We start from the raw sequence: 17,181 nt of genomic DNA on the forward strand, positions 1-17,181 counted from the left end.
GTCAGTCGCCGGGTTGCGCAACTGTGGCTGCCGAGACGCGCCCGTGGCGCGTCCTCGCCGCCGTCAGGGCTACGGCGTACAGGGCCAGGACGGCAGCGAGCAGTACGTAGTACACGCCGGGCAGGGGACTCAGGCCCAGGGCCGCGCCCGCAGGGGACGCGGGGAGCAGCAGACCGACTCCGGCCAGTCCGGCGGCCGACCACGTCACCGGGCCCGGCCGCCTGCCACCCCTGCCGAAGGACAGCAGCACCATCACCACGGCCTGCGTCAGCAGGTTCTCCGTGAACCAGCCCGAGTGGAACAGCGCCTCGTCGTCGCCCGGGCCCCGCAGCGCGAACGCCAGGACACCGAAGGTCGCCAGGTCCGCCACGGCGTTCAGCACGCCGAATCCGACGATGAACCGGAGCAGCGCCCGGGGATCCAGGACGCTCGGCCGGCGCAGGGCGGACGGGGCGGGACGGTCGTGGGCGAAGGCCAGTTGGGCCGCGTCGAAGCACAGGTTCTGGACGAGGACCTGGGCCGGGAGCATCGGCAGGAAGGGCAGGAGAAGGCCCGCGGAGAGCATCGCGATCACGTTGCCGAGGTTGGAGGAGAGCGTGATGCGCAGGTACGTGGCGATGTTGCCGCCCGCGTGACGGCCGGCGGCGACCGCGTGGCCGATCGCGGTGAGGTCCTTCTCGGCAAGGACCAGGTCCGCGTTCTCCCTGCTCACTCCGGCCGCGTCGCGTGGGGCGATGCCTACGTCGGCGGTGCGCAGGGCGGGCAGGTCGTTGACGCCGTCGCCGAGGAAGCCGACCGTGTGGCCGCCGGCCTGGAGGGCTCGGATGATCCGGGCCTTGTGTTCGGGGGTGCAACGGGCGAAGACGGTCGTACGCCGGGCCAGTTCGGTGAGTTCCGGGTCGGTGAGGGTGTCGAGGCGGTCGGCGGTGAGGACACCGGCCACCGGGACGCCCAGATCACGGCAGGCCCGGACCGTGGTGCCCGGGTGGTCGCCGGTGAGGACCTTGACGGTGACGCCCCGTGCGGCGAGCCCGGCGAGGGCCTCGGCGGCGGTGGGGGCGAGGTCGTCCCGGAGGGTGACCAGGCCGCGGAAGGTGAGGCCGCGTTCTTGGGGGCGGGCCCCTGCCGGGCGGGCGGTGGTGGCGACCGCGAGGACGCGCAGCCCGTCCGCGGCTTGCGTGTCGGCGAGGTCGCGCAGGCGGGAGCGCTCGTCGTCGGACAGGGCACAGCGTTGCAGTACGGCGTCCACGGCGCCCTTGGTGATCTGGGTGTGCGTGCCGAGCCGGCCGGGGGTGCGGACGATCACGGTGGCCAGGCGGCGGGCCGGGTCGAAGGGGCGGGCCGTGATGCCGTCGTACGACATGAGGGCGTCCTCGTCGGCGGCCGCGAGCAGGGCCTCGTCCAGGGCGTCGGGGGCCGGGAGGTCGGCGAGCTGGAGCGACCACCAGGCGGCGGCCGCCGCCCAGCGCAGTACCTCGGGGTCGTCGTGCCCCTCGGCGTCCAGCGCGCGGTGCACGACCGGGCGGTCCTGGGTGAGGGTGCCGGTCTTGTCCACGCACAGGACGTCCATGGCGCCGATGTCGTGCAGGGCGGGGAGCCGTCGCACGATGACGCCGTGGGTGCGGGCGAGGAGCGCGGCGCCACGGGCCAGGCAGGTGGTGACGAGGACCGGCAGCATCTCCGGGGTCAGGCCGACCGCCACGGCGACGGCGAAGGGGAGGGTCTCCAGACCGCGGCCGCGGAGGGCGGCGTTGGCCATGAGCACCAGGGGCGGGGTCAGCAGGGCGAAGCGGATCAGGATCCAGGAGACGCCCTGGACGGAGCGTTCGAAGGTGGTCGCCGGGGGTTTTCCGGTACGGCGGTGGGCGGCGGCGAAACGGGTGTCGCCGCCGGTCGCGGTGACCACGGCGGTGGCGCTGCCGGACGCGACACTGCTGCCTTGGAAGCAGAGCCGGGGGTCCTGGAAGACGCCGTCGTCCCCCGGGTCCTCGACCGTGGACTTCTCCACCGGCGCGGACTCTCCGGTGAGTGCGGCCTGGTGGACCGTGAGTCCGGTCGACCGCAGCAGTCGTACGTCCGCGGGGATCAGGTCGCCGGGGCCGAGCCGTACGACGTCGCCGGGGACGAGTTCCTCGACCGGGATCTCACGGGTGACCGGGGCCGTGTCCTCGTGCAACCGGCGCTGGGCCGTGACGGTGGTCGCCACCAGGCGGCGGAGTCCTGCCGTGGAGCGCGCGGCCCGGTGTTCGCCGGAGGCGCGCAGGACGCAGCTCACGACGACCAGCAGGAGGATCACCGACGCGGTGCCCCAGGCGAAGACGGCGGCCGACACCAGTCCCAGACAGAGCAGCACCGCGGTGAACGGGTCACGCACACTGCGGACGAACAGGCGGGGCCAGGAGGGATCCCGGGCATCCGGAATCGCGTTCTCCCCGAACCGCGCCAGCCGCTCCTCCGCCTGCGCCTCGGTCAGCCCTCGCGGGCCGGCGTCGAGCCGGCGGAACACTTCGAGGAGGCCGGCGGCGGGAGCGGCGGGGCCGGGACCGGGGTCGGGGTCGGCCGGGCCGCCGTCCTCGTCCGTGCCGACGGCGGAAGGGAGAGCGCGCAGGAGGGGAGGGGCGGGCGAGGGGGAAGCGGCAGGAGCGCCGGGGGCGACCGGAAGTACGGGGGTCGCGGGCGCGGGGGGCAAACGGTCGGGAGAGGCGGGGTCACCCGTCGATCCGCCCCCAAGATCAGGCGCGGGCGTCGGAGGGTCAGCAGCGGCAGGACCACCCGACGGCCCGACCCGAAGAACAGGCGCGGCAGGCGAAGGGTCGGGAGCAACAGGGCCACCCGACGGCCCGACCCCAAGAACAGACGCGGCAGGCGAAGGGTCGGGAGCAACAGGGCCACCCGACGGCCCGACCCCAACAACACGCGCAGCAGGCGAAGGCTCGGCAGCAACAGGGCCACCCGACAGCCCGCCACCAAAAACACGCGCAGGCGTCGGAGCGTCGGCAGCAGCAGAACCACCCGTCAGCCCGCCCCGAAGAACACGCGCAGGCGTAGGCGGAGCTGGAGCGAAGGCCCCGGGCGTCGGCCTGACCGGACCCGCAGGCACAGCCGGGTCAGTCGGCCCAGTCGTCGCCCGACCCGGAGCAGCAGACGCAGGCACCGGCCCGTCATCCGCACCGGACACAGACGCCCGCCCGGCGGAACCTTCGGCCCCGGACGACGACCGCCCCCCACCAAAAGCCGCCCCGCCCACCCCACCACTCGCAGCCACCCGCCCGGCGGAACCAGCGGCCCCGGACGACGACCGCCCCTCAACAACGGACGTCGACCCGCCCAGCCCACCACGCCCAGCCGAATCAACAGGCCCGGACGACGACCGCCCCCCACCAACAGACGCCGACCCAGACGCCCGCCCAGCGCAACCAACAGACCCGGACGACGACCGCCCGTCACCAACAGAGGCCGCCCCACCTCGCCCAGACCTCGAGCGACCCGGAACAACAGACGCACACGCACACGCAGAAGAACCGTCGGCTTCAGATATCGGGCCACCCGGAACGGCACCCCCAGACACTGCCCCATCCGACGCAGCAGGCGCGGCAGACGGTGCTCCGTCCTCCCCCCGCGCCCCCGGCTCCTCAGACACCGGCCTCGCGCAGTCGGTCCGAGGTTCCGGTTACGGAGGAGGTTTCCCGGGCTGTGAGTTGGCCGACCATGACGCGGACCACGGTCACGATGTCGGGGTCGTCGACGTAATAGACCTGTCGGCGGCCCTCACGGCGGGAGCGGACGAGCCCGGCGAGTTTCAGTTTCGCCAGGTGCTGGCTGACCGCGGGCAACGCGCCGCCGACCCGGTCCGCGAGATGGGTGACGTCGCTCTCGCCCTGGGACAGCGCCCACATGATGTGCAGCCGGGCGGCGGAGGCGAGGAGTCCGAAGGCGGCGGCCGCCTCGGCGAGCACCTCCGACGACGGGTCCTGGAAACCGCCGACGATCTTCGCCACAGCCCTCTCGTCCTCCCGGGTCGAACCGAATCGATCACACCGAACCGCCCGACCAAGTGTAGGGGCGGCGCAGTGATCGTCCCGCTTCGTCCGGTACCGGTCCCTCCCCTCGTGGGGACCGGGACCGGAGGAAGCGGGTGACCGTGGACGGAAATTGACCGAGAACATGCGGCGCGCTGGGTGGAATGCGGAGCGCCGGACTGGTGGCCTGTTCTGGCGTCGCCCGACGGCTGAGCCGCAGGTCATGATCCTGCCAGCCAAGGGGCCCACAGAGGAGGTTCCGGTGCCTGGAGCAGTGCGTTACCGCAGGTCAGCCGTATAAAGTGACTTTTCCGGTCTGGATTCAACCGCGAGGGAAGTAAGGGGTGGAACCTTGAGTTCCGACTCAGGGGCACGCACGGCCTTCGCGGAACGTCTCGCCCTGTTGTACAGAGAGGCGGGAAATCCACCCCTCAAGCGGGTGTCCGAAGGCGTCGGCCGGCTCCAGCGTGTCGACGAGCGGGGTCGCCCCGTCCGGGTGTCCGCGCAGCGGATCAGCGACTGGCGGCGGGCCCGGAACGTGCCCGCTCAGTTCACCGCTCTCGCGGCCGTGCTGCACATCCTCATTCCCGAAGCACGGCGGATCAGTCCCACCCCCGTCTCGGCCGGACTGTACGACCTCGGCCAGTGGCAGCGGCTGTGGGAGCGCGCGCTGGCTCCGGACGAGGACGAGGGGCCCCAGCCGGAGGCCCCCGCCGGGGTCTGCCCGTACCGGGGCCTGGCCTCCTATCGGCAGGAGGACGCCCGCTGGTTCTTCGGCCGGGAGCGGAGCACGGAGGCACTCGTCAAGCTGCTGCGCTCGGCGGCCGGGACCGGCACGGGCGGTCTGGTGATGCTCGTGGGCGCCTCGGGCGCGGGCAAGTCCTCGCTGCTCAACGCCGGTCTGGTGACGGCCCTGGAGGAGGGCGCGCTCGACGGTGACGGCGAGGCCGGCGGCCGCCCGATCCTTCAGCTCGTGCCGGGTGCCGATCCGCTCGCGGAACTGACCCGTCGAATACCCGGGCTGGAATCCGTTGTGGCCGGCACAGACGGCACAGATACCCATGAATCCGACCATCCTCCTGAATTCGCGCACGCCGTCCGGGTAGCGGTCGCCTCGTGGGCTCAGCGCGAGGCCGCCACCGCCCGGCCGGTGGTGATCGTGGATCAGTTCGAGGAGGCGTTCACGCTCTGCTCGGACGAGACGGCCAGGCGTACGTTCGTCCAGGTGCTGCACGCCGCCTGCACGCCCGCCGGCCCGGACACGGCCGCGCCCGCCCTCGTTCTCCTCGGCATCCGCGCCGACTTCTACGAGCGCTGCCTCGACCACCCCGAACTGGCCGACGCGCTCCAGCACCGGCACATGGTGCTCGGGCCGCTGACCAGCGGGGAGCTGCGCGAGGCCGTGACCGGTCCGGCCCGGGCCGTGGGCCTGGAGCTGGAACCGGGGCTCGCGGAGCTGATCATCCGCGAGGTGAGCGCCGACGGTCCGCGCGGTGGGGGCACCTCCCACGCCTTTCGGGCCGTGGGCGAGCACGGCGCGGGCGTACTGCCGCTGCTCTCGCACGCCCTGCTCGCGACCTGGCAGCGCCGCAAGGCGGGCCGACTGACCCTGGCCGGCTATCGCGCGGCCGGTGGTATCCAGGGCGCGGTCGCGGCGACCGCCGAGCGGGCCTGGTCCGCTCTGGACCCGGCGGCGCGTACGGCCGCCCGGCTGCTGCTGCTCCGCCTGGTACGCCTGGGCGAGGACACCCAGGCCACTCGCAGGCGCGGCACCCGGCGCCAGCTGGCCGCGGAGTCGACGGACCCCGGCAAGACGGAGGAGTCCCTCGAAGCGCTGGTACGCGCCCGGCTGGTGACGCTGGACGCGGAGACCGTGGAGATCACCCACGAGGCCCTGCTGACGGCCTGGCCGCGGCTGCGCGAGTGGATCGACGAGGACCGCAGCGACCATCTGCTGCGCCAGCGCATCGAGGAGGACGGCCGCTCCTGGGAGGGCTCGAACCGCGACTCGTCGCTGCTGTACCGGGGGTCGCGGCTCGAACAGGCGCGCACGTGGGCGAAGTCCGCGGGGGACACCTACCTGACCCGCAGTGCGGTGGAGTTCCTGGCCGCCTCGGTCCGGCTGCGCCGGCGTACGGTCCTGATCGCCCGGGGCGCGGTGTCGGCCCTGGTGGTCCTCGCGATGGTGGCCGTCGGTTCGGCGGTGGTCGCCTGGCAGCAGCGCAACGACGCCGTGTTCGAGCAGGTCGTCGCGGAGGCGGACCGCGTCCAGTACACGGATCCGTCGCTGTCCGCCCGGATCGACCTGGTCGCGCACGGCCTCAGGCCGGACGACGAGGGCACCAACACCCGGCTCATCTCGATCGTCAACGCGCCGCTGGCCACCCCGCTCACCGGCCACACCGGGGCCGTCTACCTCACCTCGTTCAGCCCGGACGGCAAGCTCCTCGCCACCGCCAGTTACGACCGGACCGTACGGCTGTGGGACGTCAGCGACCGGTCCCGTCCCAAGGCGCTGGGCAAGCCCCTCGCGGGTGGCACGAGCTGGGTCAGCAGCGCGGTGTTCAGCCCCGACGGAAGGACTCTGGCGAGCGCCGGGGACGACGGGAGGATCCGGCGGTGGGACGTGAGCGACCCCGGCCGTCCGAGGCCCCTCGGCGCTCCCCTGACAGGCCATCGCGGCACGATCTATCTGATCGCCTTCAGCCCCGACGGCAGGACCCTGGCCTCCGCCGGTGAGGACAAGACCGTACGGCTCTGGAACATGCGCGGCTCGAAGAGGCCGCCCACCACACTGACGGGCGCCGACGCCGCCGTGCGGTCCGTGGCGTGGAGCCCGGACGGGCACACGCTGGCGGCCGGGGGTGACGACAACACGATCCGGCTGTGGAACACGACCGATCCACGGCGGCCCCAGGCGTACGACCGGGTCCTGGCCGGTCACACGGGTCTGGTGCACTCGGTCGCCTTCAGCCCGGACGGGACCGTGCTCGCGAGCGGCAGCGCGGACGACAGCGTCCGGCTGTGGGACGTGCGCGACCCGCTCGATCCACAGCCTGTGGGCTCGCCGCTGACCGGCCACACCGGTCCCATCTGGTCCGTGGCCTTCAGCCCGGACGGGAGCATGCTCGCCGCCGCCAGCGCGGACAGCACGGCGAGCCTGTGGAACGTGACCGATCCGGCGTACCCCTCGCAGATCGGCGAGCCCCTCGCCGGCAGCAGCGGTGAGATGTACGCGCTGGGCTTCAGCCCCGACAGCCGGACCCTCGCCACCGGCAGCGGCGACAGCAAGGTGCGCCTGTGGTCGATCCCGGCGGGAGACCTGGTGGGCAGCAGCGGGGCGTTCCGGCGGGACGGCGAGGTGCTCGCCACGGCCGGGCGGGACGGGCGGATCCGGCTGTGGAACGTGACGGACCCGGACCGGCCCGTGGCTCTGGGCGAGCCGTTCACACCCGTGGCGCGCGACCCGGACTCCCAGGTGCTCTTCTCCCCGGACGGCCGCACCCTCGCGGTGCTCACCACCGGCCGGGTCCACCTGTGGAACGTCACCGACCCGGCCCACCCCGTCCCCTACGGTCCGGCGCTCGTCCTGCGCTCCCGGTTCATGGGTCCGGACGCACTGGCGTTCAGCCCGGACGGACGCACCCTGGCCACCGCTTACGACAGCCGCAAGCTTCAGCTGTGGGACGTCACCGACCCGGCCCACCCGGTCTCCCACGGCCCGATCGCCGGCCACAAGGGGTACATCGACGGCCTTGCCTTCAGCCCGGACGGCCAAACCCTGGCCAGCGGCAGCGCGGACGGCACGATCCGGTTGTGGAAGGTGACGGACCCGGCCCGGCCGACCCTGCTCCGCAAGCCGCTCACCGGGCACACCGGGCCCGTCAATGTGCTCGTCTTCAGCCCGGACGGGCACACCCTGGCCAGCGGCGGCGACGACTCCGCGGTCCGGCTCTGGGACGTGACCGACCCCACGCACGCCGAGCAGACGGGCGCGGCGCTCACCGGCCACACCGAGGCGGTCGTGTCGCTGACGTACAGCCGTGACGGCTCCACGCTGGCCAGCGGCGGCAACGACAACACGGTCCGGCTCTGGGACGTGGCCGACCCGTCCGCGGCCGGCCCCATCGGGCAGTCGATGAGCCCCAGTGCCAAGACCGGCAGCTTCCTCTCCTTCAGCCCCGACAGCCGCATGCTCGGGGTCTCCAGCGGCGCGGACACGATCCGGCTGTGGGACCTGGACGTCGACAACGCGATCAGCCGCATCTGCGCCACGACTTCGAACGTTCTGACCCGCCGGGCCTGGGAGGAGTACCTGCCGCGGCTCTCGTACGATCCTCCGTGCGACTGAAGCGCATTAGGTGATCCCGATCACAACTTCTCCCCGCAGCCGAGCAGTCCGCTCCCGCTGTTCCTGCGGCCTTGTTAGTGTTGGCCACAGCCCGACCGCTGGTGCATCCCCCGTCGCCAGCGGTCGGGTCTTTTCGTATGTCACTTGTCGAACCCGAGCTCCAGCATCCTGATCGCGTTCCCCCGCAGCAGCTTGTAGGTCACGTCCTCGGACAGCCCGGCCACGTGCTCCCACGCGACCTGCTTGGTGTGCGGCCAGGTCGAGTCGACGTGCGGGTAGTCGGTCTCGAAGGTCGCGTTGTCCACGCCGACGGTCTCGATGGCCTCGATGCCGTGCTTGTCGCGGAAGAAGCAGCAGAAGATCTGCCGGTAGTAGTACGTCGACGGCGGCTCCGGGATCAGGTCCTTGACGCCGCCCCAGGCCCGGTGCTCCTCCCAGACGTCGTCGGCGCGTTCCAGGGCGTACGGGATCCAGCCCATCTGGCCCTCGCTGTACGCCAGTTTGAGCCGCGGGAACTTCACCAGAACCCCGGAGAAGAGGAAGTCCATCATCGAGGCCATGGCGTTGTTGAAGGAGAGGGAGGCCTGCACGGCCGGCGGGGCGTCGGGGGACGCGGCCGGCATCTGGGAGCTGCTGCCGATGTGCATGTTGACGACCGTCCCGGTCTCCTCGCAGGCCGCGAAGAACGGGTCCCAGTAGCCGGAGTGGATCGACGGCAGCCCCAGGTGGGTCGGGATCTCGCTGAAGGTGACGGCCCGTACGCCCCGTGCGGCGTTGCGGTGGATCTCGGCGACCGCGAGTTCGATGTCCCACAGCGGGATGAGGCACAGCGGGATCAGCCGGCCCCCGCTGTCCCCGCACCACTCCTCGACCATCCAGTCGTTGTAGGCGCGCACACAGGCGAGCCCGACCTCCTTGTCCTTGGCCTCGGCGAAGGTCTGCCCGCAGAAGCGGGGGAAGGTGGGGAAGCAGAGGGAGGCCTCGACGTGGTTCATCTCCATGTCCTCCACACGGGCCTTCGGATCCCAGCAGCCCCGCCGCATCTGCTCGCGGGTGATCCCGTCGAGGGTCATCTCGTCCCTCGAGAATCCGACGGCGGCGATGATCCGCTTGTACGGGAACAGGTCGCCCTCGTACTCCCACCAGTCCGTCATCTGGCCTTCGGGATCGGTGGTGAACCGGTACTTCCCGCCGACGTACGCGAGGTCCCCGATGCCGGCGGTGAGCGGCTTCGGCCCCCTGTCCCGGTACCTCGCCGGAAGCCAGGTCTCGAAGAGGTGCGCGGGCTCGATCACGTGATCGTCCACGCTGATGACTTTGGGGATGTCCCGGGTTCCGCTCTCGGTGGTGACGGCCATTGCCTGCCCCCTAGCCGGTATCTGATGGGTCGTCAGATTGCAGGCTAGGGGGAGGCCCCCGCAGGGGCAAGGGCCAGGCGGGTCGGCGTGACGCCGCCGCGACCGCGCCCCGGGCCCGGGCCCGAAGGGATCAGCCGGAGAGCCTGCGGGCGAAGAGGTCGAGCAGCGCGGTCCAGTGACGGTCCGTCGGCTCCGCGCCGTACATCGCCGTGTCGGCCTGGGTGAAGCCGTGGCGGGCCCCTTCGTAGACCTCGCTGCGGTACTCGACGCCCGCCTCGGTGAGGGCCTTCTCCAGGCGGGCGATCTGGTCGGCGGGGTTGGTGGAGTCCTGGTCGGCGTGGCCGAAGTAGAGCTCGGCGCTGATGTGTCCGGCGAGGAGGTGCGGGCTGTCGGGGGCTTCCGTGGCGAGGCGGGCCCCGTGGAACCCGGCCGCCGCGGCGATCCGCCCGGGGTGGGTGCCCGCGGTGCGCAGGGCGAGGCCGGCGCCCATGCAGTAGCCGGTGACACCGACGGGACCTTCAGTGGTCAGGGGCGATGCGGCCAGCCAGTCGAGGTAGACGGCGGCGTCCCGCATGGCGCCCTCGGGGGTGAGGGTGCGCGCGGCGGGACCGAGGTTCTGGATGATCTCCGGCCGCTCGGCGGGATTGATGAACTCGGGGAGTTCGACGACCGGGGCGGGGCCGTACCGGTAGAAGACATTGGGGACGAGGACGGTGTATCCGGCCCCGGCCAGCCGGTCCGCCATCGACTTCAGGTGCGGTCGCAGGCCGAAGGCGTCCATGTAGAGGAGGACGGCGGGGTGCGGGCGGCCGTCGTCGGGGAGGGCGAGGTAGGCGTCGGCGGTGCCGTCCTGGGTCGGGATCTCGATCATCGTCATCCGGGGTCTCTCCTCGACGGTTCAGCCAGATGTGAAATTGAGTGTCACATTAGTGACCGAGGCCCACAGCTGCCAGTGCGGTCCGGCACGGGCGATACGATCGGCGGGTGACCGGAGCCGCGCGTACCACCACGAGAGACATCGCCCGGGCTGCCGTACGGGCCGAACTCGCCCAGGTGGCCTTCGAGTTGTTCCGCCGCGAGGGCTTCGACAAGGTCACGCTCGACGACCTGGCGGCAGCGGCCGGGGTCTCCCGCAGCACCTTTCTCCGGTACTTCGGCACCAAGGAGGACGCCGTGCTCGGCGCCTTCGAGGGCCAGGACCGGAAGGTCGCCGACGCGCTGCGGGCCCGGCCGGCCGACGAGGACGACTGGACGGCGCTGCGGCGCGCCCTGGACGCGGTCATCGGGCGCTACCACGAGGACCCGGCCGGCGCCCTGGCCACCACCCGGCTCGTCTACGACACGCCGTCCCTGTGCGCCCGCCATCTGGAGAAACAGCACAGCTGGCGGCCCGCGCTGGCCGAGGCCCTGGCCGACCGCGCCGGTTCCGACGGGCCGCCGACCATCGCCCTCACCACTCGCGCGGGCGCCGCGCTGGACTGCCTGAACATCGCCCTGGAGTACTGGACGGCCTCCGACGGGCGCCTCGACCTCGTCACGCTGCTGGACGAGGCGTTCGCCTCGCTGAAGGGCTGAACGTCAGTTGTTCCAGGTCTCGTCGTACGGGTCGTGCGGCGTCGGGACCGGCTTCGCCTGCGTGATCTCGAGGTACGGGATCGGGCCGCCGTTCACCGTGTCCTTGGTCCGCTTGGCCGTGTAGGTCCCGGTGACCTGGAGCCAGCCGTCCGGCTTGAGGACCGGCGGGATCTGTCCGGTCAGCCCGACCTTGACCGGCTGGGCGTCCGCCGCACAGCAGTTGAGGGCCATGCGGACCAGGTAGGGCGCGCCGGAGTGGTCCAGGGCGACGAACCCGGTGATGACGATCTGCCGTCCCTCGAGTCCCCGGCCGTGCTCGTAGACGGCGCGGCCCGCGTAGTCGGCGAGGCCGAGCCGCAGAGGCCCGCTCTGCGGGAGCTTGGCGTAGCCGTACGACTGCTGCAGGGCGGTACCCGTGCGCATCGCGCTGTAGGAGCCGAGGGCGGGCGGGGCGACGAGGATCAGGGCGAAGAGGGGGAGGACCAGCAGCCAGGAGACCCGGGGTTCGCGGTGGGCGTGTTCCTCCTCCTTGGCCCTGGCCCGCCACTCGTACCAGGCCGTCGCCAGCGCCGTCGCGATGAGGACGACACCGGCCGCGAGGACCAGCGGGCGCAGGCCCGCCTTGACGTAGCGGAGGTAGAGATCGGTGAGGCCCGCATGCAGGAGGGCCGCGCCGAGGACGAACAGGACCGCCGACTGTGCCTGCCGGTTCACAGCATCACCAGCCCGGTCAGGACCGAGACCACGATCGCCAGCGCGAGGGTGGCGGGCGCGAACCGCAGGGCGAAGGCGCGGCCGAAGGTGCCCGTCTGCATGGCGAACAGCTTGAGGTCGATCATCGGGCCGACGACCAGGAAGGTCAGCCGCGCGGTGAGCGAGAACTGGGTCAGCGAGGCCGCCACGAACGCGTCCGCCTCCGAGCAGATCGACAGCACCACGGCGAGGGCCGCGAGGGCCAGCACGGCGATCACCGGGTTCTCCGCCGCCGTACGCAGCCACGTCTGCGGGACCACGGCCTTCAGGGTCGCCGCCGCCATCGCGCCGACGACCAGGAAGCCGCCCGCGTGCATCACGTCGTGCCGCACCGAGCCCCAGAAGGCGGCGCCCCTGCCCTGACCCTCGTACTCATGACGGGCCGGCGACTTCAGCAGGTCGGTGCGGCCGAGGCGCAGCCAGAGCCAGCCCATCACGCAGGCCACCAGCAGGCTCGCGACGAGCCGGGCCACGACCATCTCCGGGTTGCGCGGGAAGGCGACGGCGGTCGCCGTCAGCACGATCGGGTTGATCGCCGGTGCGGAGAGCAGGAAGGCGAGCGCCGCGGCCGGGGTGACGCCCCTGCGCACCAGCGCTCCGGCCACCGGCACGGACGCGCACTCGCACCCCGGCAGCACCACGCCCGCCACTCCGGCCACCGGCACCGCGAGGGTGGGGTTCTTCGGCAGGGCGCGGGCGAAGAACGACGGCGGCACGAACACCGCGATCGCCGCCGACAGCAGCACCCCGAGCACCAGGAAGGGCAGCGCCTGGACGAGCACGGCGACGAACACCGTCATCCAGCTCTGCATGACCGGCGCGCCCAGCGCCCCGCGGATCGGACCCTGGCACAGCACCACCAGCAGCATCAGCAGGGTCAGCGTGAGGGGGGAGTTGAGGCGCCGCGCCTCCGGGTCCGGTGCCGGGCGCGGGTCCTCGCCGGTGTCCCGCGTGCGCGGGGGTGCTTTGGTGACGGCCACGGCCGGGATCCCTCCGGTGGTGAGGTGCTGGTTTCCCCGCTGGTGCGTACGGCGGTGCAGGTCCGTTTGTTCAGTGTGCGCGGGGGTTTGGGGATTCCTTGGGGAAGGTTGGCCATCACATGACACCACCCGGGACCCCGGCCGTGGCACCACCCGTCGCGGTGGGGCACTCTTCTCCCTTGTGGGGAGCGTTCCGAACCAGAGTCCAGGGCTGCCGGGCGACGCGGCCGCGCACATGGTGGTGTGCGGGGACGACGGGCTCGCGCACCGGCTGGCGGCCGAGCTCAGAGGGGTCTACGGCGAGCAGGTCACGCTCGTCGTGCCGGCCTCCGAACGGTCCGTGCGGCCACCGGTGGTCGTGCGGGCCCGAGCCGCGTCCGCGCTGCTCGACCGGGTGGTGACGGCGGCCGCCGGCCTGACCGGCAACGGGGGCGGCGCCAACAGCGGTACCGCCCCTGCTGCCGAACCCCCGGGCGGGATACGGCTGATGGAAGCCGCCGAGCCGAACGAGGCCGCGCTCGCCGAGGCGGGCGTGGAGCGGGCGCACGCGCTCGCGCTCGTGTACGACGACGACGAGACCAACATCCGTGCCGCCCTCACCGCCCGCCGCCTCAACCCCCGGCTGCGGCTCGTGCTGCGGCTCTACAACCGGCGCCTCGGCCAGCACATCGAGGAACTCCTCGACCAGGCTGCCGCGTTGGCCTACGGCGAGGGGGCGGGCGGCGCGGCCGACGGTTCCGGGTTCGACGCCTCCACGACCGTGCTCTCCGACGCCGACACGGCCGCGCCCGCACTGGCCGCCACCGCCCTGACCGGCACCAGCAAGGTGCTCCAGACCGGCGGGCTGCTGCTGCGGGCGGTCGAACGGCCGCCGTCCGGGGCCGGGACGAGCGCCGACCCGGGTCTGGCCACGCTCGCCCTGCTCTCACCGACCGACAGTGCCGGGCCCGGCGGCGACCAGGGGCCGACACTGCTGCCGGACGCGGCGGCGGTACGGGACGGCGGCGGGCGCGCGACCGTCGTGCTGGAGCAGGTGTCGTACGCCGGGCCCTCCTTGCCCGACGGGCGGGGTGTGATGCCGTGGTTCGCCTCGCTGTTCTCGCGGCGGCTGCGGTGGTCGCTGGCGGGGATGGTGGGATGCGTGCTCGCGCTCGCCGTCGCGCTCTGGCTGGTGACCGGGATCCACCCCCTGCGCGCCTTCTATCTGACGCTGCTCGATCTGTTCGCGATCGACGACCCCGCGATCGGGGAGTCCGTCGGGCGGCAGATCCTCCAACTGCTGTCCGGGCTCGCCGGGTTGCTGCTCCTTCCGGTGCTCCTCGCGGCGGTCCTGGAAGCGCTCGGCACCTTCCGCACCGCGTCCTCCCTGCGCAAACCGCCCCGTGGCCTCGGCGGACACGTCGTGCTGCTCGGACTCGGCAAGATCGGCACCAGGGTGCTGACGCGGCTGCGGGAGCTGAACATCCCCGTGGTCTGCGTCGAGTCCGACCCCGAGGCCCGCGGACTCGCCACGGCCCGACGGCTGCGGGTACCGGTGGTGCTCGGTGACGTCACCCAGGAAGGGGTCCTGGAGGCCGCCAAGATCCACCGCGCCCATGCGCTGCTCGCGGTGACCAGCGCGGACACCACGAATCTCGAGGCCGTGCTGTACGCGCGGGCCGTTCGGCCCGATCTGCGGGTGGTGCTGCGGCTGTACGACGACGACTTCGCGACGGCGGTGTACCGGACCCTGCGGGCCGCCCACCCCCGGGCATCCACCCGGAGCCGGAGTGTCTCCCATCTGGCGGCTCCCGCCTTCGCCGGGGCGATGATGGGGCGGCAGATCCTGGGGGCGTTTCCGGTCGAGCGGCGGGTGCTGCTGTTCGCGGCGGTGGATGTGGGCGGGCATCCACAGCTGGAGGGGCGGACGGTCGGCGAGGCGTTTCGGGCGGGGTCCTGGCGGGTGCTGGCGCGGGAGGAGTCCGGGGACTCTCCGGGACTGGCGTGGGACCTGCCGGACACGTATGTCCTTCAGGCCTCGGACCGTGTGGTGCTGGCGGCGACTCGGCGGGGGCTCGCGGAGTTGCTGGGGCGCAGGGGACGGGAGCGGGCGGGGACATAGCCGTTCGTCGCGGGCCGCAGCTCGGTGGGGGCTGGGCGCGCAGTTCCCCGCGCCCCCAACTGGGTGCACCTGAAGTCGGCCGAGCTGTACTCGCCCGAGGGGCGCGGGGCTGTATCGATGTGCGGCTCCGCCGCGCGGGCGCGCCCAGCCCCCACGCACCCGCGGCCGGAAGTCCGCCCCCGCTACCCCAAATGCCTCTCGGCGAAGTCCAGTTCCAGCCTCACCTGCTTGATCCGCTCGTCCACCACCAGCGACCCGTGACCCGCGTCGTACCGGTACACCTCGTGCACCGCACCCCTCGACTCCAGCCGCTTCACATAGTTGTCGACCTGACGGATCGGGCACCGCGGGTCGTTGACGCCCGCCGAGATGTACACCGGAGCCTTGACCTGGTCCACGTACGTCAAGGGAGACGACGCCTCGAAGCGCTCCGGCACCTCCTCCGGCGTACCGCCCAGCAACGTACGGTCCATCGCCTTCAGCGCTTCCATCTCGTCGTGGAACGCCGTGACATAGTCCGCGACCGGCACGGCCGCGATCCCGAGGGCCCACGCCTCCGGCTGGGTGCCCAGGCCGAGGAGCGTGAGGTAGCCGCCCCAGGAACCCCCGGTGAGGATCAGCCGCTCGGGGTCGGCGAGGCCGGAGCCGATCGCCCACTCCCTGACCGCCGCGATGTCCTCCAGCTCGATCAGACCGACCCGGTGCTTGAGCGCGTCGGTCCACGCACGCCCGTACCCCGTGGAGCCGCGGTAGTTGACCCGGACGACCGCGTACCCGTGGTCCACCCACGCCGCCGGGCCCGCCGCGAACGAGTCGCTGTCGTGCCAGGTCGGACCGCCGTGGATGTCGAAGACCGTCGGCAGCGGCCCCGTGGTGCCGGCCGGCTTCTGGACCAGGGCGTGGATCCGGCCGCCCGGGCCGTCCACCCACACGTCCTCCACCGGCACCGAACCGGGGGACTTCAGACCCGGCGGGTCCAGAACCACCTCACCCGTCGTCGAGCGCACCGCCGACGGCTCGGCGGCCGAGGACCACAGATACTCCACGCTGCCGTCGGGGCGGGCCGTCGCCCCGGAGACCGAACCGGGCGGGGTCGGGACCTTCTCGAGCTTGCCGCTCGCCAGGTCGTACCGGAAGAGCTCGCTGCGCGCCTCGAAGCTGTGCGCGATGAGCAGGCCCGTGCCGTCCGGATACCACTCGGCGCCCACGTCACCGGGCAGGTCCAGGTCGAGGTCGGTCTCCTCGCACGTGGCCACATCCCACACCAGCGGCTCCCAGCGGCCGCGCCGCTGATGGCCGATGAGCAGCCGGGTGTCGCCGACGACCGGGGCGAAGCCCAGGACCTCCAGGCCCAGTTCCTCGGTGCCGCCCTTGGTGTCGTCGAGCTCGGCGACCTTCGTGCCGTCGGGGCGCAGCACGCGCAGCGCCGAGTGCATCGCGTCGCCGTGTTCGGTGTGCTCGACCGCGATCAGCGAGCCGTCGTGGGAGAGGTCGCCGACGCCCGCCGACTCGCGGTGCCGGTAGATCTCCACCGGGTCCTCGCCGGTGCGCACGAGGTGGATGGAGGTGCCCTCGTCGTCGGTCGAACAGCCCACGACCGCCGTACGGCCGTCCCGGCCCAGGGCCACGCCCGCCGGGTAGGAGGCATCGAGACCGGGCGCGGCGAGCTCGTCCGCGCCGCCCTCGAAGGGCTGGCGGCGCCAGACGCCGAACTCGTCGCCGTCCTTGTCGTCGAACCACCAGATCCAGGCGCCGTCCGGGGAGAGCACGCCGTCCGTGGTGCCGTTCGGCCGGTCCGTCACCTGGCGCTGTCCGCCCGTCGCTCTGTCCCAGGCGTACAGCTCGTACGTCCCCGTGGCGTTGGAGACGAACAAGGAGCGGTCGGGGGCGTCCTCCGCCCAGTCGGGCAGGGAGACCCGGGGCGCCCGGAAGCGCTTCTCCCAGTCCGGCACGTCGTTCTTCCGCCCGGCCGCGGCGGACCCGTTGCTCTCAGTCATGACCCCATACTGCCTGCCTTCACAGACAATGCGCAGACGAGGCCCCC

10 protein-coding genes are annotated in these 17,181 nt (G+C 72.5%); 3 read left to right on the forward strand and 7 right to left on the reverse strand.

The window, feature by feature from the left end; all coding sequences use genetic code 11:
- Window position 1: 1 nt before the first annotated feature.
- Together mgtA and RNB18_RS06510 are read right to left on the reverse strand one after the other, a co-directional pair.
- A complete protein-coding gene (gene mgtA / locus RNB18_RS06505) occupies window positions 2-2,608 on the reverse strand; it encodes a magnesium-translocating P-type ATPase (protein ID WP_394817602.1) in 2,607 nt (868 codons plus the stop codon).
- A gap of 1,024 nt (window positions 2,609-3,632) precedes the next feature.
- Window positions 3,633-3,998, reverse strand: coding sequence for an ArsR/SmtB family transcription factor (locus RNB18_RS06510; protein WP_311713188.1), 366 nt, complete (start codon window positions 3,996-3,998; stop codon window positions 3,633-3,635).
- 373 nt (window positions 3,999-4,371) lie between these two features.
- On the opposite strand from RNB18_RS06510, the gene RNB18_RS06515 reads away from it, so the two are divergent.
- Window positions 4,372-8,370 (forward strand): nSTAND1 domain-containing NTPase, encoded by a 3,999-nt coding sequence (locus RNB18_RS06515; RefSeq protein ID WP_311713189.1) that lies wholly within the window; start codon window positions 4,372-4,374, stop codon window positions 8,368-8,370.
- A 140-nt stretch (window positions 8,371-8,510) separates the two neighbouring features.
- Here RNB18_RS06515 and RNB18_RS06520 read toward each other — a convergent pair whose 3' ends face one another.
- Together RNB18_RS06520 and RNB18_RS06525 are read right to left on the reverse strand one after the other, a co-directional pair.
- Window positions 8,511-9,728, reverse strand: a complete 1,218-nt coding sequence (locus RNB18_RS06520; protein ID WP_311713190.1) for an amidohydrolase family protein — start codon at window positions 9,726-9,728, stop codon at window positions 8,511-8,513.
- Between the two features lie 130 nt (window positions 9,729-9,858).
- Entirely contained in the window at window positions 9,859-10,605 is a 747-nt protein-coding gene (locus RNB18_RS06525; RefSeq protein ID WP_311713191.1) for a dienelactone hydrolase family protein, read from the reverse strand.
- A 107-nt stretch (window positions 10,606-10,712) separates the two neighbouring features.
- Between RNB18_RS06525 and RNB18_RS06530 the strand changes: the two genes are divergently transcribed.
- Complete coding sequence (locus RNB18_RS06530; protein ID WP_311713192.1) at window positions 10,713-11,303, forward strand: TetR family transcriptional regulator; 591 nt, start codon at window positions 10,713-10,715, stop codon at window positions 11,301-11,303.
- A 3-nt stretch (window positions 11,304-11,306) separates the two neighbouring features.
- On the opposite strand, the gene RNB18_RS06535 is transcribed toward RNB18_RS06530, so the two are convergent.
- Together RNB18_RS06535 and RNB18_RS06540 are read right to left on the reverse strand one after the other, a co-directional pair.
- Entirely contained in the window at window positions 11,307-12,017 is a 711-nt protein-coding gene (locus tag RNB18_RS06535; RefSeq protein ID WP_311713193.1) for a TIGR03943 family putative permease subunit, read from the reverse strand.
- A complete protein-coding gene (locus RNB18_RS06540) occupies window positions 12,014-13,036 on the reverse strand; it encodes a permease (RefSeq protein WP_311713194.1) in 1,023 nt (340 codons plus the stop codon). Before RNB18_RS06540 ends, RNB18_RS06535 begins: the two co-directional genes overlap by 4 nt.
- A 235-nt stretch (window positions 13,037-13,271) precedes the next feature.
- Here RNB18_RS06540 and RNB18_RS06545 point away from each other — a divergent pair, with 235 nt between their 5' ends.
- A complete protein-coding gene (locus tag RNB18_RS06545) occupies window positions 13,272-15,137 on the forward strand; it encodes an NAD-binding protein (RefSeq protein WP_311713672.1) in 1,866 nt (621 codons plus the stop codon).
- Between the two features lie 182 nt (window positions 15,138-15,319).
- Here RNB18_RS06545 and RNB18_RS06550 read toward each other — a convergent pair whose 3' ends face one another.
- Entirely contained in the window at window positions 15,320-17,134 is a 1,815-nt protein-coding gene (locus RNB18_RS06550; protein ID WP_311713195.1) for a S9 family peptidase, read from the reverse strand.
- Window positions 17,135-17,181: the final 47 nt, after the last annotated feature.

This window comes from Streptomyces doebereineriae, assembly GCF_031845645.1.
GTDB lineage: Bacteria > Actinomycetota > Actinomycetes > Streptomycetales > Streptomycetaceae > Streptomyces > Streptomyces canus.